Here is a 26,912-nt window from a genome sequence, read left to right as displayed (position 1 = left end):
ATAAGTCATCATCGGTTTGTTCCTCACCGTGATTCCTTTATCTCAGTTGATTCGTTCCAGTCTACGTTGCTAAACGGGCCCTCGAGCCTTTGTTCCACTATAGGAAAGTATAAAAGTTTAAAGGTTTATAGTATAAGAAAAACTACGCCATAAGGACTTGGCGACAAGCCAAGTTTTTCTAACGAATCAAACATGTAGCTTTTCTCCAAATCCCTCGTTGTAAATGAAGCGTGTAGTATTATCATTCTACCATATTCTGCAAAATACCCTCTTTGTTCGTTCTTCGAAAAGAATGAATCTTTCTCCATAAGAAACGGATATGGCTTGTATGAATTTTTACCACCTATTAAGGATCGCTTACAGAATGTTTTTATACATAATTCAAATGAGATACATCCACTAAGAGAATTGCCCATATGTTTCTTTATTAAGAACGAAGCTGAATTCATTCTATACTTCAAGTGTATTTAAACGAAAGCGCTATAATTTTTTATATTAGTCTTTCACTTGTTGTTAACGGCTTATTTTGTATAGTTTTTGTATAGTTTGATTTAGTATAATTTAGCGGAAAAGTTATAGACATAGAGAGAATAACTTGTGTGACACAGACTATATGTGTGACATGTAAAAGGCATAAATCATATGGGGGTACGGGTGAAATGAAGATTTGTGTCTAATTTGGTAATACGGAAGCAAATGAAAAGATACAAAACCTCATGAACTAGTATTACTTCAGTAAATGCAGAGAACAAGGAAGAAAAATAAGGAGGGATTGAGAACAAAAAACAGATCTCGCGTTCTATATTTGTGTATCAGTTTTACAAAGGTTCTTTCAACAAACAAGAAAGCAATCATCGATGAAATATAGACGCCGTAAAAAAGTGGTCTCGTCTGAACCTATTTAATGTAAAGAGTAGGTTCTATTTAAGTATGACAAGGATTTTCATACCTATATGGGTATATAGGTGTGGGAGTAAGTTTAGTGAAAGTACGATGTTAAAGGAATGATCGCTCGTTTTAACACTTGTGGAAAACGACGAACGAAGATATGGAAAGGGGTAGCATTTTGAAGAAACAGTTAAGTGTGCTTTTTATTGTATTTCTTTTATTACAAACAATTTCCAGTAGCCTAGCCTTTCCCATGCAAATTAACGCGCAAGGCATAAGCAATGATGGATTAATTAATAATATGGAATTAATGGATACATCAGGGAAAATTGTTCCATTAGAAGATATACAACAAGCAACACATTTAAAAGTAGATTGGTCCGTTCAAGGTATAGCTGCCGAACCAAATAAGGATTATACCGATCAACTCCCTACTGCTATAAAAATTGATGAAAAGCAGGAAGAGAAGCTATTGGTAGCAGAAACGGAAGTGGGTAGTTATGTTGTAGATAAAGATAATACGTTAACCATTCGTTTTAATAAGGAAATTCATCAACTCCCTGAAGCGAGCGGAACGTTTGCTGTTAAAATAGCGAAGACGGCAGAAGATACAGAAGCTGATGAACAACAGCAGGCAGGCGATTCAGCAGTGAATCAAGATGAAACAGGTTCTGACGAAGAACAAACAGCGGAAAATGCTACAGATGCCAAGGAAAAAGAAAACAGTGATGAAAAGGCAAATTCGGAAGCAGAAGTAGAGGAGCCTGTTGAGGAAGAACAGCAGAAGACAGCAGAACAAGCTTCAGAAAAAGTTGCTCCGTTAAAGGCGATTGAAGAGGATATATTAACTCGCTATGAGGTAACCTATGAAACTGCTGAAACAGGTGAGCCCATAGAAAAACCAGGTCTAGGTTCGATCATTGCTATAAAATATTGGTGGGAATTACCGAATCGACATGGATATAAAGAGGGCGATACGTACAGTTTTCAAGTACCATCAGAGTTAGACGTTTATAGTAAGGTTGATCATGCAGAAATGAAATTCGATGGAAAAACAATTGGCTATCTATCTGTCACAAAAGATGGAACAGCGACGATAGAGTTTACCAAGTTCATTGAAGAATATTCCAAAATTAGTGGAAACTTTGAGATTTGGACAGAGTTAAGCGAAGAAACCGTTATTAACAAAGACAAAGAATTAGTGATTACACCAATTGAAGGCAAAGAATCCATGACCATTCCAATCGATTTTAACCCAGGCGGTTCAGCTGTGGAGAAAAAAGGGATCCCGAATCGTTCCTATAATGCGGAAGAAATTGAATGGACGGTTGATTTCAACAAAACGCTAGAGACGATTCGTAATGCGAAGTTAATCGATCCGATTGAAGAAGGGCAAGCGCTTAAAGAAGGATCGATCAAACTATATCATTTAGAGACAAAGCTTAATGGCGAAGTGACTCAAGGCGAAGAAGTTGATCCTAACTCTTATACCATAGGAAAAACAGCTGGTGGGAAAGACTTTGCGATTGCATTTAAGGATGATATTCGTTCCGCTTATCGTCTCGTATATGTAACAGAAATTACAAATGAAGATGATGATACCTTCAAAAACAAAGCCACGTTAACAGGGGAAAGTTTTGATGATGTACGTGCCGATGCAACTGTAAAGGTTGGCAGAGGTAAAGCTTTAGAAAAAAAAGCTGTAGATTATGATCGTGATAACCAAGAAATCACTTGGGAAATTCGCTATAACTATAATCAGAAAAACATTGCTCAAAAAGCTGCACTGTTAAAAGACTTTTTTAATGGCAGCCAAGAGTTGGTGGAAGACTCGTTTGAAGTGAGAGAAATCACGCTGAACGAGAATGGAAAAGAAGTAGGTAAAGGGAAATTTGTTACTAACTATACAGTAACCCCGAGGCAACAAGATGGAAAAAATGGTTTCCATTTACAGTTTAACGAAGATATTTCTTCTGCCTATAAAATTGTTTACAAAACGAAAGCTTCTGAGCGCGTGTTTGATGGCGAGGAAATAATTAATACGGTAAATAGTGGAGAGCATACGGATGAAGGTAAGCAACAAATTGGTCAGATGATCTTATTCAAAAACCATAGTAATCCAAATTATAAGGATAAAACGGTGGAGTGGCAAATTTCCTTTAATCATGATAGTCAAAAGATGAGCAACGTTGTTCTAGAAGATGTTTTTACCAATAAAGGTCTAACTTTATTAAAGGATGAAGAATCTGGTAACTTTTTCAGGATTCAAAAAGAAGGCGGGGCATTAGAAGAAGGAACAGATTATATTATTTCTAAAAATGAAGCGGATCAATTTGTAATTCAATTTAAGAATACAATAACGGAACCACATTGGATCAACTATACGACAACATTTGATTATGACCAACTTGCAAATAAGAGTGAGGACTTTATTAACCAAGCTAATCTGTCTTGGGATGATGCGAATGGAGAACCTAAAGATAAAAGTGCTAAGAATAAATTTACACCGGATGAGTACACAAAGCAGAACGGCTTTAAAAATGGTTCCTATAATGCAGTAACAAAGGAAATCACTTGGAACATAGGTGTCAATTATAATTTAAAAACGCTAGATAATGCGGTTGTTAAAGATTTTATTCAAGGTAATCAGCAACTATTGCAAGACTCCATAACCGTACATTTAATGGAGCTTACTGGTGGGAAAAATGGAACAAAGAAAAAAGAAGCCGTACCAGGTGAGGATTACTCCATAGAATTTATGGAAAATGAACAAGGTGAGCCAGGATTTCAGATTAATTTTGTAAAAGAGATCAACCAACCGTATTTGATAGAGTACAAAACAAGTCTAAATGATTTAGATTTAGTTGCAAAAAACTACCATAATACAGCGAACCTTTACAATGGAAATCAACAAGAAACGGAACTAGATGCTTCTGTATCCATTCCGTATGGCGGAAAGTATACAGAAAAATCAGGAAATCAGAACGGAAAAATGATCGATTGGAAGGTTAATATAAACTTTGGCCAGTCTCAAGTAAGCAATGCTACCATTGATGACAAACCAAGTAATAATCAAGCGTTACTGGAAGATTCTTTCCATCTATACGCAACATCTGTAGATGAAGCAGGTAAAGTTACCAAGGGAGAGTTATTAGAGCTTAACAAGGATTACACCTTGGATTTAGAGCAAAATCCTGAAACGTTTACACTAAAGTTTACAGAAGAAATTAATGAGCCGTATATATTAGAATATCAATCCATGATTTTGGAGAAACCAGGAAAGACGGTAAGTAACAATATATCTTTTAATGGAGAAAACATTGATGAGGTTATCAATGAGTCTCAAGATACAGTAAAAGTGGAGCGAACGAATGGTATGGGCGAAGGTACTGGAGAAATCGGCAGACTAACTGTTCATAAAACCAATCGTGATACTGGCGACTCACTCCCTGGAGCGACGTTTACGCTGAAAGATCAAGAAAGTGGCATTACGGTTGGTACGAAAACAACCGATGAAGATGGTAAAGTTGTTTTTGATCGATTGCTTTATGGAACGTACACATTGATTGAAGAAGGCGCCCCAGATGGTTATCTCATTGAGCAGAAGCAACGTGGAATCGTGATTGATGAATCCTATGTAGAGGGTAGTGAAGTAGAAGTAGGAAATCAGCTCACGGTAACGAACGCTAAAATCATTCGCAATGTACAGTTAAATAAAATTGATGAAGAAACAGGAGCGAGTTTATCAGGAGCGACGTTTGCTCTACAGCAAAAAGTAGGTGACGCTTATAAAGTCATTGATCGTCTAACAACAAATCCAGCGGGAATAATTTACAAAGGTGATTTAGAACCTGGTGAATATCAATTTGTCGAAACGAAAGCACCGAATGGGTATGAGCTAAATACGGAACCAATTCCCTTTACTATTGGTGAAAAACAAACGGAAATTCGGACCTTAACAGCAAAGAATAAAAAACTTGCTTCTGTGGAATTAACGAAGCTTGCAAAAGAAAATGGAAATCGTTTAGAAGGTGCTGCGTTTAAATTAGAGCGCGAAGATGGTTCTGTTGTCGAGCCGTTGTTACGAACAGACGAAGACGGGAGAATTTTTGTTACGAATTTACAACCAGGCACGTACCAATTTGTGGAAACCAAAGCGCCAACATATTATCAGCTTAACGAAGAACCAGTATCGTTTACTATAAAAGCTGGCGATTCGAGTACAGTAACCGTAACGGCGAATAATGAGCTTATTCGTGGTAAGGTGGAGCTGACAAAGGTTGATAAGGATGACAAAGCAATGAAACTCGATGGCGCTGTATTTGAACTACAAAATGAAGCAGGCAAGACGTTACAAGAAGATCTCACAACGAATAAAGAAGGAAAGCTTGTTGTAGAAAACTTGAAGCCAGGTAAGTATCAGTTTGTAGAAACAAAAGCGCCAGAGCACTACAAGCTAGATACGACACCAATTCCGTTTACCATTGAAAAAAGTAAAATGGAAGCCGATGTCAAAGTAGCTGCGGTAAAAGCAACAAATGAGCTTATCCCAGGATCTGTTGAACTTGTCAAAGTAGATGAAGATGATGAGGATAAAACCTTGGCAGGAGCGGTATTCGAGCTACAAAATGAAGCAGGAGATACGGTTAAAAAAGACATAACAACGGATGAAAATGGAAAAATCGTTGTAGAAAATTTGCGTCCAGGTACGTATCAATTTGTAGAAACAAAAGCTCCAGCTTATTACGAGTTAGATGCTGATCCAATTGCATTTGAGATTGAAAAGAGCCAAAAAGAGCAACTGCGCATTACCGCAAAGAATAAGCTAATTACTGGTAAGGCTGAGTTAACAAAGGCAGATCAAGATAACAATCATGCACCGTTAGCAGGAGCGGTGTTCGAACTACAAAATGAAGCAGGCAAGACGTTACAAGAAGATCTCACAACGGATAAAGCAGGTAAAATCGTTGTAGAGAACTTGAAACCAGGTAACTATCAGTTTGTGGAAACCAAAGCGCCAGAGTACTACAAGCTAGATACGACACCAATTCCGTTTACAATTGAAAAGAGTAAAACGAAAGCCGATGTCAAGGTAGCTGCGGTAAAAGCAACAAATGAGCTTATCCGAGGATCTGTTGAACTTGTAAAAGTAGATGAAGATGACGAGGAAAAAGCCTTGGCAGGAGCGGTATTTGAGTTGCAGAATGAAGGAGGGGAAACGGTTAAAAAAGACTTAACAACGGATAAAGAAGGAAAGATCGTTGTAGAGAACTTAAAACCAGGCAACTATCAGTTTGTGGAAACCAAAGCGCCAGAGCATTACGAGCTAGATGCGACGCCAATTCCGTTTACAATTGAAAAAAGTAAAACGGAAGCTGATGTCAAAGTAGCTGCGGTAAAAGCAACAAATGAGCTTATCCGAGGATCTGTTGAACTTGTCAAAGTAGATGCAGATGACGAGGATAAAACATTGGCAGGAGCAGTGTTCGAACTACAAAATGAAGCAGGAGAAACGTTACAAGAAGATCTCACAACGGATAAAGCAGGTAAAATCGTTGTAGAGAACTTAAAACCAGGCAAGTATCAATTTATAGAAACGCAAGCGCCAGAGCATTACAAGCTAGATGCGACGCCAATTCCGTTTACAATTGCATTTAGCCAGGAAAATTCTTTACAATTGAAAGTAGAAAATACAATCAATCCAGAAGAGCCTGTAACGGATTCAGGAAATAATGACAATGAGCCACCACAGAAAAATACTGAAAGTAGTAAGGATGATCCGAGTAAAGCAGGAGAGAAAATAGGAGGAAAACTTCCTCAAACTGGAGAAGAATGGCTACGTTACATGATGATTTTAGGGGTTTCGCTATTTATCGTTGGTGGGTTCCTAATCATTTCAAGACGTCGAAAGGCATAAATAATAGATACTCCCGATGATGTATTAGAATAAGAATGAACGTCATTCTATGTATCTACTGAATTAGAAAATCCGAACTTATTCAAATTCTTCCTGTAGAATTTTATATTAAGTTCGGATTTTTTGTACCAATCTTTAGATTTGCCGTATAAATACAAGCTAGAATAAAATGTTATTTATGGTGGTAAAAACTTAGTGTTAGCCGGATTGGATATGCTAAAGTGCATCTCATTGTAGAAGGTGAATCAGCAAATTGTATCGCATATTCTTTTTAATACCCTACTTCAACAGCAGCATTTACCATATACATTAAGTCATTTTCGTCATTTTTATCTTTCAAAATAACCCCACTTGAGGTGGCCATACCGCCATCGGTTACATCCACCGTAACGGATCCATAAGGAACGACAGCTTTTACTTTTTCTGTATCAAGCAAGTTACGATCTAATGGAACAGCTAATCTTACATTTACTTTCATATTTTCAAGCTTTTGTTCAGGAAGGCTGTATTCAATGCCAGGCATAGAATTGAACCAGATAGCATTTTCTACGGCTCTTACAGCAGCTTTTGTAATATTTTGCCCATGCACATCAATCCCCATGCCAGTTTGAATAAATAGAATTTGATTCATGATAAAACTCCTTTTTGATTAAATTATTTCCGCATCATGTAATATTCTTTTCAACGTTCCCAGTGAAAATGCCTTTTAAACATTACCCTCATACTAATTGTCTTTGATGCATATCTTCATATGATGGTACACAACATAATAGCACTTTTTAAGGCATAGCTTTAAGTAGATTTTACAAAGCCGACTAAGCATGACACATCGATGTCTCGATTTGGTTTGATTAAAATGTATTAAAAAGGCTTAAATGACATATGCTGTATGTCCAAGCTTTTACCTCAATTCCTTACTAGTAATATGTAATTGGCTAGTTGTAAATACCAAATGAATTGGATTAGCTGTGAATTGCAACCTAGATTTTTTGCACAAGAATAAAATTAAAGCAAAACGACGGCGTTTTATCGACATAAAGACTTTGATATTTTTCTAAAAAGGAGATGGTCTTTTATGGGATGGAAAATTTGTAAAAAAAGCACGCTACTTATCCTAGCTATTATCGTACTAGCTATTATTCCAATTGCTATTCAAGATGAATTTGTATTTACAAAGGTGTCTAACGCAACAGAGAATGCAGAAGTGCAAGCAAATTCCTTGGAGGAGAAACTCTCCAAAATATTAACAAATAAACGGTTAGATGGTACAACAACATCTGTAAGCGTCATGCATGCTAATACAGGAGATATTCTATTTTCCGAAAACAGCGACAGACGTTTGCACCCTGCATCAAACATGAAACTCTTAACATCGGTTGCCGCATTAGAAATATTGGGAGAAAATTACCAATTCACCACACAAGTGCGAACGAACGGGAAAGTGAAAGGAAAAGTGTTGCACGGTGACTTATTTTTACAAGGAAAAGGTGACCCGACGTTATTAAAAAGTGATATGAAGCAGATGGCGGTAGATATGAAGGAACAAGGAATTCGTAAAGTGAAAGGAAATATTATTGCAGATGATACTTGGTATGATGATGAACGGCTTTCCCAAGATTTAAATTGGTCTGACGAGTCATTTTATACAGGTGCGCAAGTGTCTGCTTTAACGCTTTCTCCGAATCAAGATTATGATGCAGGCACTGTAATTGTCCATGTTTTACCACAGGCCACCGAAAGTGGAAAAGCAATCATCGAAGTAACGCCTAAAACAGATTACATTAAAATTGTAAATCGCACACAGATTGTAGATGCAGATAAGCCGAAAGATATTGCTATAGAGAGAGAACACGGGACGAACAGAATCATTGTAGAGGGAACTATGCCAAAAAAAGCTACACAAGTGAGGTCATGGGTTGCCGTTTGGGAGCCGACAATGTATACGCTAGACGTATTCCAGAAAACACTACACGAGGAAGGTATTGACTTTATTGGTAAAACTGAGGCATTCATGAAAGCAGCTCCAGTTAACAGCACTATATTAACAGAGAAAGAGTCAATGCCCCTTAAAGATTTGCTCATCCCTTTTATGAAACTAAGCAATAATGGGCATGGCGAAGTGTTAACCAAAGAAATGGGAAAAGTTGTTCATGGAGAAGGAAGCTGGAAAAAAGGGCTTGCAGTAATGGAACAAGTAATGGAGCAGTTTGGTGCAAGCACCGACACGATGCTACTACGCGATGGATCTGGTATGTCACACAAAAATATGATTCCTGCTAGCGAACTTTTGCAAGTATTGTACCATGTACAAGAGCAGGAATGGTTTCCACTGTTTAAAAATTCCTTACCAGTAGCTGGCGTGGAAGATAGACTAGTCGGTGGAACATTACGGCATCGAATGCAGGAAGCACCCGCAAAAGGAAATGTCATCGCAAAAACAGGCTCTCTTAAAGGAATGTCAACACTATCTGGATACGTCACTACAAAGGATCAACAACCACTCATTTTTTCAATTATGATTAATAACTATATTGGATCAAGCGAGGAAATAACGGCAATTGAAGATCAAATCGCCTCCACTTTAGCAGCTCATGAGCTGGAGTAAGAGGTATAAAATATAAAAATTGCCCGCCCTCACCCCCGCGCGGAAAACGCTCACCCCCGCGCGGAAAACGCTCGCCTTCGTGCGAAAAACGCTCGCCTTCGTGCGAAAAACGCTCACCCTCGTGCGAAAAACGCTCACCCCCGCGCGGAAAACGCTCACCCTCGTGCGAAAAACGCTCACCCCCGCGCGGAAAACGCTCACCCTCGTGCGAAAAACGCTCGTTCCCGCGCAGAAAACGCTCACCCTCGTGCGGAAAACGCTCGCCCCCGCGCGAAAAACGCTCGCCCCCCGTGGGAAGTCGCTCGCTTTTGCTCGGAAAACGCTCCCTCGCGATAAAGCTACTTGCTCTGCTTGTTAATACATCTATCCCAAACCATAGCTTCATGCTAAAATAAAAAGCAACGGTTATGATTGAGGTGATAGGTGTGCCAAAACTAACGTCAGATACAGCATTTTTAAAAACCGTTCATTTAAAAAAAGATCGGTTACCTGCAAATGCTGATGCATTTCCATTTCATTTGCCAGTGATAAAGGATTTTCCTGGGATTTATTTTCATCCGAATGTGACATATATGATTGGTGAAAATGGATTGGGAAAATCTACTTTATTGGAAGCAATTGCGATTGCGTTAGGGTTTAACCCTGAAGGCGGGTCGAAAAATTTTAATTTTTCCAGCTATGATTCTCATTCGTCATTGGATCAATATATTAAGATTGCGCGCGGAGCGTATCAGCCGCAAGATTACTTTTTCTTTCGGGCGGAGTCCTTTTATAATGTAGCTACTAACATAGAAGAATTAGATGAATTTGCATCAGGAGGACCGAGGATTATTGATTCCTTTGGTGGAACATCTTTGCACGAGCAGTCTCATGGGGAGGCTTTCTTTGCGACGTTTATGCACCGTTTTCAAGGGAATGGGTTATATATTTTAGATGAGCCTGAATCGGCGTTGTCGCCGTTACGGCAACTATCAATGTTAAGACGGATTCATGATCTTGTGGAGGATGGTTCGCAATTTGTTATTTCTACGCATTCACCGATATTGATGGCTTATCCGAGTGCGAGTATTTTGGAGCTAACGGAAGATGGTATGCAGGAAACAGAATTGGAGCAAACGAGTCATTACAAGGTGATGGCACAGTTTTTTGAAAATAAGCAGCGCATGCTCCACCACTTGTTTGAATAATGTAAAGGCTAAAAAGCGATTGCTAAGGTGGCGATAAATTAATCGCCATCCTTAGCTTTTCGCTTGATGCTCATAGGTAATATATAATTCAAGCGCCATGGTTATCGCATATAACAAAATTCCGATAGCGAAATAAAAACTCTTAAAATCGAAAAATAACCCACCAACGAGAAAAAAATCATTCCAATGAAAAATATGACAAATTGAAGTGAAAGTTGCTTGAGACTTAAGTCGTTTTCTGCGTGGCAGTATGGACATGTTACTGTTCTAGTTGCAAGTCCACGATACCATAATCTTTTGTATGGTGTACTTTTATTGCAATTCCAGCAAATGCATTTCTTCCTTCTAAGCATGATATCCCCTCGTTTTTTTCTACCTTATTTCGAATTTGAAGTATTAATAAGACACCACTTCAATGATTGTTGTGTGCTGTATATTAGAACTAATTTCTTTGTTTGTGAGCGTTTTTATTACTTTGCAGTACCAACAATGGGCGGCATTTCCCTCATCGAACTGAATAACTGCAAACAGACGTTTATTTACTACATAATAATATAGCATAAGAGCAGAGGGAGAGGCTAAATATACTATTTAATAGTAAAATAACTAAACTTACTGAGTTTGCTACTTAAAGAGTACATGAAGCGTTAAAACGTATAGAAAGTTTCATGAATAGGAATGAAACGAGGATAAGCGAACCAAAAAACACTAAGAACCATAATTAGAATTATAACGTGTAAAAAGCTTCAAAACGTTTTTGATTGCATACAAAATGCATGTTGTATATAATGAATATATAAAACATATAATAATAAAAGACGCTAGTGCTAGTGTTACTAACACTAACGTCTAGAAGGTAGCTATACCGCAAGACAGCGGTGGCGCAATAAAGTAAAAAAGTAATCTACTTCCTACTTGGCTGAGCAGGGTGGATTACTTTTTTGTGTTGGAGTTGATTATCGCTACAATTAAAGTACCGAATGCACAAATTACGAGCAAATGGTCTGTAGTAATAATCATGTGATCACCCCCTTTCCCAAAGAAATAACTTCGGAAGGCGAGTGCCACATACCACCCTGCATATACAACTACCTAAATTTAATTATATCACACTATTCAAAAAACCTTAATGTGGAAACGAACCAGGGTAACGCGTTTCGCTGAAATAAACTCAACATTACGAAGAATAGCTTAGTAAATAAAGAGAAACCGTTGCATTTGGTGTATGCCATCAAATCACAAGTATGCTCTATTGCAAAGAACCTCCACGAGAGGTTTAAACCTTATTATTCATTTAATGAACTGTATCTTTAACATATGAAGTGCTTGTGAAGGTTTATGTTGTCATCATATAGATGAAAACAAGTGGTTAAAGATATCAGATAAAGCCGATTTTGCAAGCTAAGTCCCTCAATCTTTAAAATCAACCTCGCTTTATGATTGTTCAAACACAATAGTTTCTCGCACAAACACCCAATCTTTTTCATATCTTATCGTAGAGAAAAAAATGGAAATGAGGGAAGTAGAAATGAGTTATGAATGGAATGATCCTGCATATTACGAAGAACAAGACTGGATGCGTCGTCCAATTGGTTTTGGAAGACCGTTCTTTGGACCTAGACCATTTTTCGGTCCGAGACCATTTTTTGGGCCTAGGTCATTCTTTGGACCAGGCTTCGGATTTGGCGGTCCTGGATTTTTTCCTGGATTTGGTTTTGGAGTAGCTCCCTTTGTCGGAGGATTAGCTGGTGGTTTATTAGCTGGATCGTTAGTAAATGCTTTCGCCCCTCCATATTATCAAGGCTATGGAGCTTATCCTCCTTATTATGGCTATTAGCTTCTGCAAATGTAATCCCCTCCCATTTATAATAAAAACGCAAGTCCCACAGATGCTAAGGGGCTTGCGCATTTATTTCATAAGTAATAAAGCTAAATGCTAACAGAGATTCAGATTTAATGACATTTCAATTTCACCTAACAGAAGCTAAAATGGATGCTTAGCAAATCAACTATTTCCATTCGTATGGTGTTTCCTGATAGACATAATAATTTAACCAGTTAGAGAATAGCAGGTGTGCATGGGAGCGCCAACGATGGAGTGGCGTCTTTTTAGGGTTATTATCAGGGAAATAATTTTTCGGTATTGCTGGGTTAAGCCCCTTTTTTCTATCTCGATCGTACTCTTCTGCTAAGGTATCAAAATCATATTCAAAATGCCCTGTAAGCATAATGTGCTTCTCGTCTTTGGAAATCATAATAAACGGATCGTCGTCCGTTGTTGCAGCGAGCACCATTAAACGACTATCAGCTTGAACGTCTGCTAGTGATGTTCCCGTATAACGGGAATGTGGCGCTAGAAATTCATCATCGAACCCACGAATAAGCTCGACGGTAGAATGTGAAATCGTATGAGAAAACACTCCTGTGCATTTGGCTGGGAGCGCATATTTTCCTATTCCATAGTGGTAATATAGTGCTGCTTGAGCTGCCCAGCAAATATGTAATACAGAAGTTACATGGGTTTTCGACCATTCCATAATCATTTTCAGCTCTTCCCAATAATTCACCTCTTCAAAAGCGAGCATTTCCACAGGTGCACCGGTAATAATCATTCCGTCAAACCGTTTATGCTTGATGGAATGAAACGTTTGATAAAACTGGTTCAGATGTGATTTACTGACGGTTTTTGAATCGTGTGTTGCTGTATGCAGAAATGTCACTAGCACTTGCAAGGGAGAATTACCTAATAGCCGGAGAAGCTGTGTTTCCGTGCGCTCTTTTTCCGGCATTAAATTAACGATCACAATGTTTAATGGTCGAATATCTTGGGTCGTTGCTCGTACCGTATCCATAATGAAAATATTTTCTTTTTCCAAAGTAGCGTGTGCTGGCAGTTGCTTAGGAATTGTAATCGGCAACTAGGAACCCTCCTTTTTCGTATTTTCCCTATTATATAGGTAATTGACAGAAAGTTCTATCGTTCTGTTTTGAAAAAGAAGATGGTCTAAAATATATCTCGTATCTAAAATTCTGTAAACCTTGGCGTAACGACGAGCTGGAAAACGTACTAGGCACAGCCCTGATTACAAATTTAGGAGGTTTTAGGTCGTTCCTCCGTACTGTCAGAGCGATGAAAATTGACTTTGAATTTTTTGGGTAATTTTCAAGGGCTACTCTATTCCGTGGAGCAAGGATTCTCACTGATAGATGTTCCGCTCTATGTTTTACCAACAAGCTATTTATCTACTTGCTTTTATTTTGATAAAACGATACGTCATATAAATAAGGTATAGCGGGATAACTATATAAAGAAGAGAAGTAAATACTCTCCAAGATCTAGCATGATTCATAAATAACATCATTCCTATAAGGATAGTGACAATGGTTTCGTTTCTTGGCAAGCGTACTTTTTTTAGGCTCGGTATTTGTATGGTACTAACCATTAAAAAACAAAGCAAAATAAAAATAACCATAGTAAATGTACTCGGAATGTCTTCTCTAAATAAAATGAGGGTAGCAAGAATTCCCCCCGCTATAGTAATGGGTATTCCAGTAAAATGATATAATGATTCTTCTTTTGCTGTAATATTATATCTAGCTAATCGATAAGCCCCAAACAAAGGAAATAGTCCTGATATTGCTAGACCAATCCACCCAAGATCAAACAACATTGTATAGTACATTAAAAAGCTTGGTGCGACACCAAAAGTAATGATGTCAGCTAAAGAATCTAACTCCTTTCCCAAAGGGCTTTCAACATGTAATAATCTGGCTATTCTTCCATCTATACTATCAAGTAACATTCCGATAAGAATAAAAATAGCTGCGTTTTTATAATGATTAGATGCCGTATAACCGATGGATAAGTAGCCACAGTATAAGTTTCCCAATGTAAAAAGGTTAGGTATTTGTTTTTTAAAATTCATTATTTCCTCCTGATTTTATTACTTGTAATGTTACATTTATCTACATATAAGTTTAGATGACTTTATAAAATGTGAATGTAGTAATATCACATTATGTGAATTAATGAACTTTATCAAGAGCTGTTAAATCTTTTCTGCTATCGAGATAAAATTTTTAGGTTTACTCCGATATAAGGTGCTGTATGAATTATTTCAAGAATTTGAGATGCAAGCTGAACAAGTCTTGCTAAATTAAAACAGCACTTTACATATTATTAATCATTTCACCATTCTTACTTATTTTACTGCTAAAATAGACTAAATGGTAAACAGCAATTGTTGGAAACGTATAAATCTTTATTTTATACAAGAATAATTATAAAATTAATAGCAGGGAAGCAACGATATAATAATTTGTTTATAGAGTGAGCGAAAGCAAACCCTCGATTATAGTTTCATTCTGTAAGTTCATATATAGGAGTGATAATTTGTTAAAAGCTTGGTTGAAATTATTTGTTGAATTAACCGGAAATAATTATGTATCTCAATTGCTCGTTCGTTTTACAAGTTCTACTTGGAGTCGCATGCTTGTCCCAATCTTTGCTAAAATATACCGTATTAACCAAGAAGAAATGGAAAAATCGTTGTCAGAATATCAAAGCTTACACCAACTCTTTACTAGAAAATTAAAATTCGGTTGCAGATCTATAGAATCACAGCCTAATTGTTTGGTTAGCCCAGTAGATGGCGTGATAAGCGATTTTGGATTTGTTCAGGATGTTGAAAAATACTCAATAAAAAACAAACAAATTAGGTTAGAAGAGATGCTAGGTAGTAAAGAAAAGGCGGATGTATATCGAAATGGAAAATATATTATTTTGTACTTATCACCGCGTCATTATCATAGAATACATAGTCCTGTAGATGGGATAATCAAAGAAAGCTGGGTGCTTGGCGAAAAATCTTATCCTGTTAATTCTATTGGTTTAAAATATGGGAATAGCCCTCTATCAACTAATTATCGTAGAATAACAGAAATCCAAAGTGAATTAGGAAATATTGCTGTTGTTAAAGTAGGCGCCTTAAATGTCAATAGTGTCCATCTTACTGCTCGTTCGGATAAATTAGGTCGTGGTGAAGAGCTGGCTTATTTTTCATTTGGTTCTACAGTTGTATTATTTATCGAAAGAGCAACTTTTCAATTTTCACCAGATATAGCAGGAAACAATGATATTTCGTTTGGAAAGAGCGTCGGTGTTTTTTCCAATGCTTGATTTTAATTTCGTTTGATTTTTCTTAGAATGATAAATAGGACGCCAGTAAGAATGATTAACCACATTATTTTTGATGCTTGCGAGAAAAAGGTTGTAATATATTCCCATTGATCACCTAAAATATTCCCCAAAATAATAAATGTGGATGCCCAAAAAATAGCGCCTATATAAGCGAAAACAGCAAAACGAAAATAATGATATTTGCTAAATCCTGCTACATAAGCAGTGACATGTCTAATCCCGGGGATGAAATAACCAAAAATGAGAAATGTGGCTCCATACTTATTAAAATTGTTCCGAACCCAGTCTATCTGTTTTTCTTTTATGCGTAATTTAGGACCAAAACGTTTTATAAATGGGACACCTAACCACTGCCCCAATAAATAGCTTATTGAGATCCCGCTTATTGAACCCAAGATGGCAATGAATATAGCTAGATTGAGAGACATATTTCCTAAAGATACATGATAGCCAACATATGTAAGTAATACTTCATCTGGGAAAGGCATCCCTACAATCCCTAATATAAGAACAATAAACATTCCGATGTATCCATAATGAACTATAAAGCTTTCTAAATCTGTCATGTTGTTCCATTCCTTCAAGATACCAAGTAGTATCAATCCCTTTAAATGTAAGAATAGTATACCATTATTAATGGGGAAGTGCTATAGAACTTCGTTGTAGAAAATTATGTTAACAAAGCTGTATGCTGTATGAAGGGTTCCAGAGAATTGTATTGCTTTTTGAATTAAAAGAAAGTATTTTGGAAGAAAACCGCAACGAATAATTTGTTCTTACGCTATAGGAGAAATATAGAGGGAATATATAATTTTGCAATTTAGAAATATAAAAACGAAGGCTTCATACCATTCTTGATGGGGGTAGCCTTCGTTTTTGTAAGGTAAAGTTTCATTTAGTAAATAATCTTATCACCATTAAAGATGGAGTTTTTCACAACTACATAATCGACGGTACGGATGGCTTCTAGCTTTTTGCCACCTGCATAGGAAATGGAGGATTGTAAGTCTTGCTCCATCTCTTGCAGTGTATCTTTTAAGGAACCTTTATGTTCTACAAGCATTTTCTTTCCTTCGACGTTTTTCTTCTCGCCTTTTTGGAACTCGGAAGCAGAACCAAAATATTCTTTTAAAATCTTGCCATCTTTTTCAATGGTTTCCCCTGGAGACTCTTCATGACCAGCAAAAAGCGATCCAATCATCACCATCGTTGCACCAAAGCGGATCGATTTAGCAATATCTCCATGCGTACGAATACCACCGTCAGCAATAATCGGCTTGCTTGCAGCTCTTGAACACCAGCGAAGCGCTGCTAATTGCCAGCCACCAGTGCCAAAGCCCGTTTTAATTTTCGTAATACATACTTTCCCTGGTCCAATTCCAACCTTCGTAGCATCCGCGCCCGCATTTTCCAATTCACGAACAGCTTCTGGAGTACCAACGTTTCCAGCAATCAAGAAGCTCTCAGGTACATGTTTTTTAATATGTTGAATCATTTTTATCACAGACTCCGAATGTCCATGTGCAATATCGATTGTAATATAATCTGGGATCAGTTTATCTGCTACTAGTTGCTCTACAAAATCATATTCTTCGTCCTTTACACCAACGCTAATGGAGGCAATAAGTCCACGTTCATGCATATCTTTAATAAAATCGGTACGTTTTTCTGGTTCAAAGCGGTGCATAATATAAAAATAGCCATTTTCAGCTAACATCAACGCAATTTTTTCATCAATAATCGTCTGCATATTTGCAGGTACAACAGGTAATTTAAATGTATGCTTGCCTAATGTGACATTCGTATCACATTCTGAACGGCTGCGTACAATACATTTTGCGGGAATTAATTGAATATCTTCGTAATCAAACACATTATCCATACCTAACACCTCTAAAATCCGAATAAAAATTATTCGTTTATATTTAATGTTCGTCTATTAGTAATGTACATGATTTTGAATGAGAAGTCAAAATTTTATATCCGCGACAGGGAAGCATGTCATATTAGAGTTTATAGTTTTTGCAACGACGGCGTTTTAACGTCATAAAGATTTGTAGGAAGCTAAATTATTCTGAGAGGGGTTTTTATACGTTTGGGAAAAGGGATATAAAGATGTTAGAAAAAACGTGCGGCAGCAATCTTTTTTGTTCTATATATATTTTAAGCTTTACTTTATAGGGTAAGAAAAACGATAAATGTGCATAAAGACTCGGTGACAAGCAGCTTATCTAAGAGGGATATCTAGTAATATGATAATGGAAGGGGAAAATTTAAGTTGTGGAGGGGGTTTTATAAAGGTTGTTCATTTAAGGTTGCTTATTTCATTTATGATAATACTAAAAAAATAATTTTTTATCTTCGTAGCAAATGTGTATTGTTTTAAACAAAAAAGAGTAGATCACAAAAATTGACAGTTAATAATGCGTAATTCTACTACACCATGTACATTTTCCTGTTAAAAGAAAATTTGTTGATTAGTAACCCTAATTTAGGTGTAAAATTTTAGATTAATCATATTTTTTCTCAAACACTAACTATTTAGACTTGTGGTATAATATTACATAATATAACGCATTAAAGGGGGGACTAGGATTTGATAGATATAGGCTATATTATAAAATTACATAGAACCAAGCAAAATATGACACAAGAAGCATTATCAGAAGGTATTGTTTCTTTGTCCTATTTATCAAAAATAGAAAATCAGAAAGCAAAAGCCAATTCTGAGATTATTCAAGCATTATGTAATCGTCTAGGAATTGAGCTTACAAATATTCCTGATTCAAATTTTGAAGACAAATGTAAGAAATGGTACGACATGCTATATGACCGTTTTGATAAACAGGAAATTATAACAAGATATGAAGAATTGCAAAACGTAATGGATAAAAGTATTAACAATCAAACAATTATGTTTGAGATTCATAAAATTCGTTACTATATGATTTTACGTGATTTCCAAAAAGCCTTACATAAAATTAATGAACTCCATGAGATGGCAGACTCTTTTAACTCCCCACATAAATATTTTTGGAATAAATTTCAAGGGAATTATTACTCTTTTAAAGGAGAACATCAGCAATCTTTACAATGCTATAAAAAAGCCGAGAAAGTGCATCGATCAGCTGAAATTGAAGAAGAAGAGATTGCTGATTTGTGTTACGCAATTTCTATTCAGTATAGTAATTTGCTAAATGGACTTGAGGCTATTAATTATGCGAAAAAAGCAATGACTGTGTTTCAACAGGAGTACAACTTTATACGTTGCGCCCAATGTCATATCTTACTAGGAATTTCTTATCAACGAATTAAAATGAATGATAACGCATTAGAAAACTTTGAACAAGCAATTTCTTTAAGTAAAATAAATAGCGAAGAACAAATTATTCAGTTAGCTTATCTTAATTTAGGTCGCTTTTATGGATTAATAGGAGATTTAAAACAGTCTATCAAAAACTATTTGCGTGTATTAGATTCTGAAAGCTTAGAATATGAAGCCAAGTTAGAAGCCATTACCTCTTTAATACAAAATTTTCACCAGAATAATGAGAACACGAAAGCAAAGGAGTATTTAATCCTCGCGGAGGATACGCTTAGGCTATCCGAAGAAAAGGAATATTACGATTTTTATAAATACACAACTCTAGTGTACACATACTTATTGAACGGAAAACTAAAAGATTTTGAGTCCATACTAGAAGAGAAATTTATTCCGTATTTAAAGCAAAGGAAAGACTACCAATATTTAGTGTTTTATTCAAAGTTGTTAGCTTCCCATTTAGAAAAAATGGGCAAGCACAGGGAATCTATGCAGTACTATAAATTAGCAACTAGTAGTTATGACCAATTAATAAAATTGTAAGGAGGGAGAATATGAAGAAGTTTATCGTCTCATTTATATGTGGAGCAATTGTTGTTTGCGGGATTTTGTTTTCAAATGATGATTTTCAAACAGCATCAGCATATGAACCTAAGCCATTAACAGACTATGAAACAAGCTAAACAAATAAGCTATAAATCATACATGTATTCAATGCCCATTGGTTATAGTTTTCATAAACAAAAGACCTATCTCATTTTACTATTATAAACTACTCCAACCTTAGAATTTTTCCTATATTATTTTACAGGCTTCATGTTTACAAAATGCAACTTTATAATGGAAAGTACTTTGAAACTAGTCATTGAGATTTTATGAAGCATTGCTGAAGCGACAAAAGTATATGATGATATATTGTAAAATCATAGAAAAAGGTGCTGTTGCACGGTCAGAAATGTATGGTGCAACAGTCCTTTTAGTGTATTGTTATTTCCCTGAAAACCCGCCTTCAGAGTGAATGGTTTGCCCCGTTATCCAATAGGAATCTTCACTTGCTAGAAGGTGATCAGTTTAGCGGCATCTTCTGGACGGCCGATCCGACCAGTTGGGAATAAAGGTAATAAAATGTTTTTTATTTCTTTATTTATCCAACCTGTATCCGTTGGACCTGGATCAATAGAATTAACCGTTATGCCAATGGGAGCTAGAGCAACGGATAATGGCTCTGTAGTAGGAATAGTCATCCCTTTTGTAGCAATATAAGCTATATTATTTGGGTCTGGCCCTCTAGAGACGAGATTGATAATCCAGCCTTTTTTCTCGTTGGGAAATTGCTGTTCATATCTTTTAGCAAATTCAACCGCTAATAAAAGGGTTCCGCGATTATTTACTTGATAATGGTTATCTAGATTTTCTGAAGTTAACGTATGGAAATTCGTTGGAGCTTCGTAGGTTGCGTTATTGACTAAAATGGAAGCAGTACCTAATTTATTCTGGACTGTATTTAGCAAGTTGTTTGGGGACTCTTCTAGGCTTAAGTCTAACGCCATGTGATCAGCGCACTCCAAAGCTATTTATTTTTTCACAAAGCTTACTAGGGAAATCTCTTTCCAATCTTCCTTCCGCTTCATCAAATGGAGACCAGTACGTGAAAAAGATGTCAGCTCCTGCTTTTGCAAGAGACAAACATGTTGCAGCTCCAATACCTTTCGAATTACGAACTCCAGTTACAATAGCAATTTTGCCAGTTAATATTTTCATCCTTCTCCTCCAATTGATAGGTATGTACATAGGAGGTGCTTTTAGGAAACATGTTGTACGACTTAGCATGTAAAATTTTAGGTGGATTATGGAAGGTAGTTGCCATCTAGATGTGAAATTTTTCACTTCATTTAAAAGTTTTTCTAGAAATTGCTACGTTATGGTTGATTGTATCATGTAAGACACAGTATTATGTGTGGAATAAAATCTAGGGGGAGAAAATAGAACCTCACTCTCGTATGTCATAAAGAGGTTTTCAAGCCAAACCTTTGTGGCGCTTAACCATATGAGCAAATAAAAGTCTCGTAAACAGATTGATGTAAGCATACCCGCAACCTACCGGAGGAAAAGATGTGATATTCCTGTAGGAACAACTCGCAAGCTTTGATTTAGTACATCAGCAAGCTGTTCCACTTTACTTCCAAGCATTTATTTGGTTAACTGCATCCTGTGTCAAACGCTGCTTAGCCGTTGTACGTTTAGGAGAAACAGGTATATGTTCGTTTGCCTTTGCTAAACCGTATAACGGCGTATTCGCATAAATCGCTTCATAATTACCTTTTGGTACGATGTACGTCTCATGATAGATACCAACCGCATTTGTATGGCTTGCTTTTTGGTTAAACCGTTTCCATGCAGCTAGATGTTGTTTACCCTTTGCATAGGCAAGCAAATCTTCGGTAGACCGCCAATATTGCACCATCAACGTCGTGCGCAGGCCAAAATAACTTTCCATAGATAAAAAGCCTAACGTATCTTTATATGTGTAAACACTAGCATTGCATAAATATGGTTTGAAAATTCAGTAAACATCTTTGCAGGATTTTTTGCCAAAAAGACAAAGGCTAAACAAAGGTGGTCTGCCCATTTAGAAAAATTATACAATTAAACTATTAGCAACAGCGACACTGTATGTATTTACGGAATAGATCTATCGTCAAATCTGCGAATCCAGATGTACGCAGGTTTCCACAGCGCTTTATTTAACCAGCGGCTAATTCGGAGTAAGGACTTCTTACTCCTCATCTCTAACTGGATAAGTACATGTAAACAGTAAGCAATGAGCGCAAGGAAGATTTGATTTTGAATGGCAGTTTCGCTCATGCCATAAAAGTGTTTGATCTCTACATGCTGTTTGAGCCATTTGAAAAATAGCTCTATGGCCCACCGTTGACGGTAAATTTCACTAATCTCTTCGGAGTCTAGATCGAAACGGTTAGTAATTAATCGTAGAATGTTTCCCTTTGTATCCACTACTTCAAGTAGGCGGAATACATTCTCTGTACGATTTTGCGTCGAACCGATGTAAACCATCTTGTCGGATAAAACCGTAGAATCTTTAGGTATAGAAAATGATTCTACTTCACGAGTGATGGCGTTTTTCTTCAGTCTTGATACGAAAAAATAGCCTTCATCTGTCATTCGATCAAATCGTTCATAATCAACGTATCCACGGTCAAACACATACATGGCTTCTTTGTCGTCTACGAGAACTTCCAGTTGATTTCTGTCATGTTCTTTGGCTGTTGTAATCACTGCTTTTTCAGGATAGACGGTATCTTTATTCATAAATATAAGTCGTAAATGTAGCTTAACTCCTGCTTTTGTTTTACGGAACTTTGCCCACTTATGATTCGTTAAGTTTAATGGAAGCGTGCTAGAATCAATGATTTTCAATGGCATGTATTTCCCGTTTTTAAATTGGATACCTTTTATTTTGTAAACAAGGTCCAAGAATAAATGGGAAAGGATCATTGGATTCATTTCATTATTCTTCCTTGATAGCTGAGATGTACTAATCGATTCAAACCCCAGTGCTTTCTGAAGTCCATCATCTATTAGGGCATCGCTCATTTCTTCCAAGCTCTCGAATCCTTGCAGTTGGGCAAGTAACATGGGCTTTATATACCCTGCAGTTGTTAGCTTTTTTGTGTAGTAATCTTGTTTATTTTCTTCTACTTGTTCAAATAGTTTTTTCGTATTTATAGGTGAAACCCATTTACCAAATGATGATTTTAGTGTATTCTTGTTCATACGGATTATCCTTTACTTTTGGATTTGGACAGGAACCACCTGTACTTCCATTGTAAAGGATTTTTTGTATCATGAACACGTAATTATTGAACATTTTTAGTATTTTGAATCATCAGGTTTAATTAATGCAATGCTAGTGATGTGTAAAGTTCTTTAATCATCCGCGGCATTGCTAAAAAGACGGGAAGCCATTTATGTACAGCTAATCTACGGTTAACCCGCATCCCTATTAAAAACACAACAATATCTTCTTCATTTTCTGTGGTATAACGACCAGAGTAGACCTGTTTTATCATGATATCCTCTCTCCCCTCTACAGTATATGGAGGCGTTATGATATTGCCTATTGCTTCTAACTTTTCTATAGGTTAAATGAAGCCTCTTTACTCGCACCCCGCCCCCAGTGATCACGCTTTTCTCGAAGCAATCGCATCTTGCTTTTCAAGTCATCTTTGTGCTGAATAAGAAATTAAGCTTTTCGAAAGAGCCCAGAAAAGAAGTTATAACTAAAGCCAGTTTACTTTATTTTTTCTATGGTAGCTTCACACCATTCTATAGCAGCCTTGGTTGTCCGCTTTCCATAGTCTAGTGTATACAGCCAATAAGTAGCATCAGGGTTTTGAGAATAATTAGTGCCTATCATTTCTTCAATCGCTTCGTAGGTGTCTATTTTCTTCTGTAATTCTTCTTTATAATGACGTATCAACGATTGCGTCTGGTCTGCAGGCTGATGTCTACTAAAAAACAATTTCAAAAGCACTTCGTTACGCTCATTAGCAATATGCTGCAATGGTTCTTTCAACCAGTTCTTTAACACCTCTTCCCCCTTGGTAGTAAGGAAATATTCCTTTCGATCTGGTTTCCCATCCTGTGACATGACCTTAACGGTTGCTAAGCCATCGGTAACTAACGTTTTTAGATTCGGGTAAATTTGCCCATAACTAATTTTCCAAAAATGATTTAAGCTCTGATCCATCCGTTGTTTGATTTCATAACCTGTGCGACAATCTAAAGTCAAAATTCCAAGCAGCGCATAGGTACTATTGTTATACGTTTTCAAAGAAATCTTCCTATCCATTTGATATATATCATTTAGATATATAATACACGAATTACTTAAAAACGGAAAGTGTTTTCTGAAAAAACAATTTGTTTGAATGCATCTTTGTTATAATGGAAGAAAAGTGTGGGATGGAGGGTTAGCATGCGTTTATTTTCTACAGGATTGCTTGAAGCGGTTCGTGCGCTGTTCATCTTTGTAGTACTTTATTTCGTATTTGGAGCGATAAGTAATTACTTTTTAGAAATATTCACGAACAGGCCGATCGCTCAGTTGACGGAAGTATATCCATATTTGATGTACTTTTTAGCGCTACAAGCCATAGGCATTGCCATCCTTATTTTTGTCCTATACCGAAATAAGTTCCAATTCACTGGATGGTTCAAAGGAAAGCGAGTAAAGCCGCTGCCTCAAACAACAACCCGAGTGCTTGTAGTCATTAGCGTAATTGCTATTATAGCTCTGTATATTGCAGTGGGTTTTAGTTTGTAGGAGTGAAGAGAAGAAATTTTAGCAAAAAGCACGGTCAGTTATGGTAAACTAAAGAAAAAATCTATGAGGACGTTACGCATTATGAAAATTACCATTGTATCAGTAGGAAAATTAAAAGAAAAATATTTAAAGCAAGGCATACAAGAATATTTAAAACGTTTAAGCACGTACGCAAAAGTAGATACCGTGGAAGTAGCTGATGAAAAAGCCCCGGAAAACTTAAGTGAAGCGCAAATGTTACATGTGAAACAAAAAGAAGGGGAGCGCATTTTAAGCCATATTCATCCAGACACATTTGTTGTCACGTTAGAAATTAACGGCAACATGCTTACTTCAGAGCAATTTGCCAGCAAATTGGATGAACTCGCCACCTATGGGAAAAGCAAAATAGCCTTTGTCATTGGCGGATCACTTGGAATCAGTGCAGAGGTACAACATAGAAGTAATTTTGCTCTATCCTTTTCGAAAATGACTTTTCCACATCAGGTGATGCGGTTTATTCTGTTGGAGCAGGTGTATAGGGCATTTCGGATTAATCGGGGAGAACCGTACCATAAATAGAGGCAAAAATTGTTGTAGATAAGGTGGTAATTCTTTATCGGAAGCGGGTATTGAAAAGGTGAGTTCATTATCCGTTTCACGATATAACAAGTGGATTAATGTAAAAGTTTTCGATATGTGTAGTTCAGAAAAATCAAATTCAAGTTCTACGTTATTTATGCATCTTGATTTGTCATTTTGTTTGATTGTAATATTATCAATTAACAACTGTAGCAATTGTTTTTGGTTGTCCCTAGACGTCTCTTTGTAAACCGATAAGAATTTCTTTAGTAGTTTTTCGATCAACTCTGGTTGGATTACTTTGGAATCGACAGAGCCTAATTGTATTATAACCTCATTTTTCTTTTGTTCTAACCCCCTCTTATCATTGGAAACTTTTTGTAGTCTTTCTTGTAGAATATCTACAGGGAGTGTGTTCTTTTCAAAGGCTTCCATATACTTAGCTTGTAATTGTTCTATTTCTTTTAGTTGCGTTTCAATCTCTTCTAGTTCCTTATTAAGCTGACTTATCGAATGGGCAGAACTAGAACTAATGTCTGTGAGTGTTTTATATAGCCTCTTTTTATTAGAACTAAATTGTTCAATTTTCTTGATAACCGTATCTTCTGCATCATATGCTTTAATGGAATTAGCTTTACAAGCAGCAGACCCTTTATTATGAAAATCACTACAAACGTAATAGCGATGTTTTCGTTTTGTCCCATCTTTTAGGGTGTATGTTGTAATAGAAGGAACCATCCCTTGGCCACAATCTGGACAACGCAACAGCTTACTTAGTAAAAATGGCTCATTTGATTGGCGCTGCTTAAATGATTTGCTTTTTCTCCTTGCTTGTACAATGTTCCATAATTCATCCGAAATAATACCCTCATGCTTTCCTTCAACAAGGATGGGGTTGGGATTTTTCCCTTTCCTACGTTTGGTGTCCCAGTTCTCAACTTTTAGCCAACTGATTTTACCGTTATATACAACATTGTCTAGAATTTGGGCTACACCATTGATGGAAAAATATCGGTTACGTTTCGTCTTATAGCCTGATTTATTTAAATGGTTAGAAATTGCTCGTAGCCCTTTCCCATCTGCGTACATATGATAGATGAGCTGTACTACTTCTGCTTCCTTTTCATTAATAACAAGTTCCTTTTTTACAGTGTCGTATCCAAATACAATGCCACCGTTCCAACGTCCCTCCAATGCTCGTTGTTTCATTCCTAGTTTAACGTTTTCTGCTAAAGTATTACGTTCCATTTCAGCAATAGAAGCCATAATTTGAAGTACTAGGCGACCTATAGGACTACTGGTATCAAAGTTCTCAGAGTAAGATATAAACTTCACATCGTATTTTTCAAACTTATCTAGAATCGTGAGTGTGTCTAACATATTTCTTGAAAGTCGAGAAATTTTCCATACTATTACCGCATCGAATCTTTCATTTTCTACATCTTTTATAAGTCTTTTCATTTCCGGACGTCCTTTTACGGATTTACCGCTAATTCCTTCATCGACGTATTCATCAATCACTTCCCAGTTATAAATTTGTGCATATTGCCGTAGTGTTTGAAGCTGTGCGGCTATACTGAAACCTTCTTTTGCTTGTTCTTCTGTACTTACGCGAGCGTAGATTGCTACTTTTGATATCTCCATATCTAATCCTCCTATAAGTTGATATTACAATGAAAATAAAGAAAGTAGAAATGGAAGTTTTAAAAATCAGTAACAATTCAGCTAATTTATAATGTTTATCTTGGAAATTATTACTAAATAGGATGCAAAACTATTATTATAACATAAATGTAAATCGTAGAGTAGTGTTGATAAGAACTCATGAATAACTAATCTACTATTTTTAGGTTCATTCATATTGATAGATTAAGGTGTTATAATA

The 26,912-nt window shown here is 36.6% G+C and carries 21 protein-coding genes and 1 pseudogene; 10 read left to right on the top strand and 12 right to left on the bottom strand.

The window, feature by feature from the left end; genetic code table 11:
* The first annotated feature begins 1,066 nt into the window (after positions 1-1,066).
* On the top strand, positions 1,067-6,805 hold the full coding sequence (locus tag B2C77_RS01255; protein ID WP_176087254.1) for a SpaA isopeptide-forming pilin-related protein: 5,739 nt from the start codon (positions 1,067-1,069) through the stop codon (positions 6,803-6,805).
* A gap of 271 nt (positions 6,806-7,076) precedes the next feature.
* Here B2C77_RS01255 and B2C77_RS01250 read toward each other — a convergent pair whose 3' ends face one another.
* Entirely contained in the window at positions 7,077-7,436 is a 360-nt protein-coding gene (locus B2C77_RS01250) for a Lin0512 family protein (RefSeq protein WP_077702001.1), read from the bottom strand.
* A gap of 444 nt (positions 7,437-7,880) precedes the next feature.
* Here B2C77_RS01250 and dacB point away from each other — a divergent pair, with 444 nt between their 5' ends.
* The 4 genes from dacB (at position 7,881) to B2C77_RS01235 (ending at position 12,434) form a co-directional block, all read left to right on the top strand.
* Complete coding sequence (gene dacB / locus B2C77_RS01245) at positions 7,881-9,410, top strand: D-alanyl-D-alanine carboxypeptidase/D-alanyl-D-alanine endopeptidase (protein WP_077702000.1); 1,530 nt, start codon at positions 7,881-7,883, stop codon at positions 9,408-9,410.
* Positions 9,411-9,422: 12 nt separating this feature from the next.
* Positions 9,423-9,746: an alanine-zipper protein gene (locus B2C77_RS22445; protein WP_367946631.1), complete on the top strand. Its 324-nt coding sequence runs from the start codon at positions 9,423-9,425 to the stop codon at positions 9,744-9,746.
* Between the two features lie 71 nt (positions 9,747-9,817).
* The gene (locus B2C77_RS01240; protein WP_077701998.1) at positions 9,818-10,597 is read left to right on the top strand and encodes an AAA family ATPase; all 780 of its coding nucleotides are present in this window, start codon (positions 9,818-9,820) and stop codon (positions 10,595-10,597) included.
* Positions 10,598-12,125: 1,528 nt separating this feature from the next.
* The gene (locus B2C77_RS01235) at positions 12,126-12,434 is read left to right on the top strand and encodes a hypothetical protein (RefSeq protein ID WP_077702143.1); all 309 of its coding nucleotides are present in this window, start codon (positions 12,126-12,128) and stop codon (positions 12,432-12,434) included.
* A 172-nt stretch (positions 12,435-12,606) separates the two neighbouring features.
* Here B2C77_RS01235 and metA read toward each other — a convergent pair whose 3' ends face one another.
* Complete coding sequence (metA, locus tag B2C77_RS01230) at positions 12,607-13,515, bottom strand: homoserine O-acetyltransferase MetA (RefSeq protein WP_077701995.1); 909 nt, start codon at positions 13,513-13,515, stop codon at positions 12,607-12,609.
* Between the two features lie 321 nt (positions 13,516-13,836).
* Positions 13,837-14,523, bottom strand: a complete 687-nt coding sequence (pssA, locus tag B2C77_RS01225) for a CDP-diacylglycerol--serine O-phosphatidyltransferase (protein WP_073010391.1) — start codon at positions 14,521-14,523, stop codon at positions 13,837-13,839.
* A gap of 467 nt (positions 14,524-14,990) precedes the next feature.
* Here pssA and B2C77_RS01220 point away from each other — a divergent pair, with 467 nt between their 5' ends.
* Positions 14,991-15,776: a phosphatidylserine decarboxylase gene (locus tag B2C77_RS01220; RefSeq protein ID WP_164085395.1), complete on the top strand. Its 786-nt coding sequence runs from the start codon at positions 14,991-14,993 to the stop codon at positions 15,774-15,776.
* A 2-nt stretch (positions 15,777-15,778) separates the two neighbouring features.
* On the opposite strand, the gene B2C77_RS01215 is transcribed toward B2C77_RS01220, so the two are convergent.
* Complete coding sequence (locus tag B2C77_RS01215) at positions 15,779-16,363, bottom strand: DedA family protein (protein WP_077701993.1); 585 nt, start codon at positions 16,361-16,363, stop codon at positions 15,779-15,781.
* Between the two features lie 329 nt (positions 16,364-16,692).
* Positions 16,693-17,679 (bottom strand): GMP reductase, encoded by a 987-nt coding sequence (gene guaC, locus B2C77_RS01210; RefSeq protein WP_077701992.1) that lies wholly within the window; start codon positions 17,677-17,679, stop codon positions 16,693-16,695.
* 714 nt (positions 17,680-18,393) lie between these two features.
* On the opposite strand from guaC, the gene B2C77_RS01205 reads away from it, so the two are divergent.
* Positions 18,394-19,662 (top strand): helix-turn-helix domain-containing protein, encoded by a 1,269-nt coding sequence (locus tag B2C77_RS01205; protein WP_077701989.1) that lies wholly within the window; start codon positions 18,394-18,396, stop codon positions 19,660-19,662.
* Positions 19,663-19,673: 11 nt separating this feature from the next.
* Entirely contained in the window at positions 19,674-19,802 is a 129-nt protein-coding gene (locus B2C77_RS22280) for a hypothetical protein (RefSeq protein WP_303046172.1), read from the top strand.
* Between the two features lie 372 nt (positions 19,803-20,174).
* On the opposite strand, the gene B2C77_RS22440 is transcribed toward B2C77_RS22280, so the two are convergent.
* The 6 genes and pseudogenes from B2C77_RS22440 to B2C77_RS01180 form a co-directional block, all read right to left on the bottom strand.
* Positions 20,175-20,669, bottom strand: coding sequence for an SDR family NAD(P)-dependent oxidoreductase (locus tag B2C77_RS22440; RefSeq protein ID WP_367946630.1), 495 nt, complete (start codon positions 20,667-20,669; stop codon positions 20,175-20,177).
* A gap of 4 nt (positions 20,670-20,673) precedes the next feature.
* Positions 20,674-20,880 (bottom strand): Rossmann-fold NAD(P)-binding domain-containing protein, encoded by a 207-nt coding sequence (locus B2C77_RS22435; protein ID WP_367946629.1) that lies wholly within the window; start codon positions 20,878-20,880, stop codon positions 20,674-20,676.
* A gap of 415 nt (positions 20,881-21,295) precedes the next feature.
* The gene (locus tag B2C77_RS01195) at positions 21,296-21,682 is read right to left on the bottom strand and encodes a DUF4188 domain-containing protein (protein ID WP_303046173.1); all 387 of its coding nucleotides are present in this window, start codon (positions 21,680-21,682) and stop codon (positions 21,296-21,298) included.
* Positions 21,683-21,798: 116 nt separating this feature from the next.
* On the bottom strand, positions 21,799-22,914 hold the full coding sequence (locus B2C77_RS01190) for an IS4 family transposase (protein ID WP_077701984.1): 1,116 nt from the start codon (positions 22,912-22,914) through the stop codon (positions 21,799-21,801).
* 140 nt (positions 22,915-23,054) lie between these two features.
* Positions 23,055-23,210 (bottom strand): annotated as a pseudogene (locus B2C77_RS01185) (monooxygenase family protein); the annotation flags it as partial.
* Positions 23,211-23,431: 221 nt separating this feature from the next.
* Positions 23,432-23,974, bottom strand: coding sequence for a PadR family transcriptional regulator (locus B2C77_RS01180; RefSeq protein ID WP_176087253.1), 543 nt, complete (start codon positions 23,972-23,974; stop codon positions 23,432-23,434).
* 144 nt (positions 23,975-24,118) lie between these two features.
* Here B2C77_RS01180 and B2C77_RS01175 point away from each other — a divergent pair, with 144 nt between their 5' ends.
* Both B2C77_RS01175 and rlmH read left to right on the top strand, forming a co-directional pair.
* Positions 24,119-24,466 (top strand): hypothetical protein, encoded by a 348-nt coding sequence (locus B2C77_RS01175; protein ID WP_077701980.1) that lies wholly within the window; start codon positions 24,119-24,121, stop codon positions 24,464-24,466.
* A gap of 81 nt (positions 24,467-24,547) precedes the next feature.
* A complete protein-coding gene (gene rlmH / locus B2C77_RS01170; RefSeq protein ID WP_077701978.1) occupies positions 24,548-25,027 on the top strand; it encodes a 23S rRNA (pseudouridine(1915)-N(3))-methyltransferase RlmH in 480 nt (159 codons plus the stop codon).
* Here rlmH and B2C77_RS01165 read toward each other — a convergent pair.
* Positions 24,920-26,671 carry a recombinase family protein gene (locus tag B2C77_RS01165; RefSeq protein ID WP_254843915.1) on the bottom strand — a complete coding sequence of 584 codons (1,752 nt, stop codon included), beginning with the start codon at positions 26,669-26,671 and terminating at the stop codon, positions 24,920-24,922. The genes rlmH and B2C77_RS01165 overlap by 108 nt on opposite strands.
* Between the last annotated feature and the right edge of the window lie 241 nt (positions 26,672-26,912).

The sequence above is a fragment of the Virgibacillus dokdonensis genome, assembly GCF_900166595.1.
GTDB lineage: Bacteria > Bacillota > Bacilli > Bacillales > Amphibacillaceae > Virgibacillus > Virgibacillus dokdonensis.
This window is presented reverse-complemented; position numbering and strand designations above follow the sequence as displayed.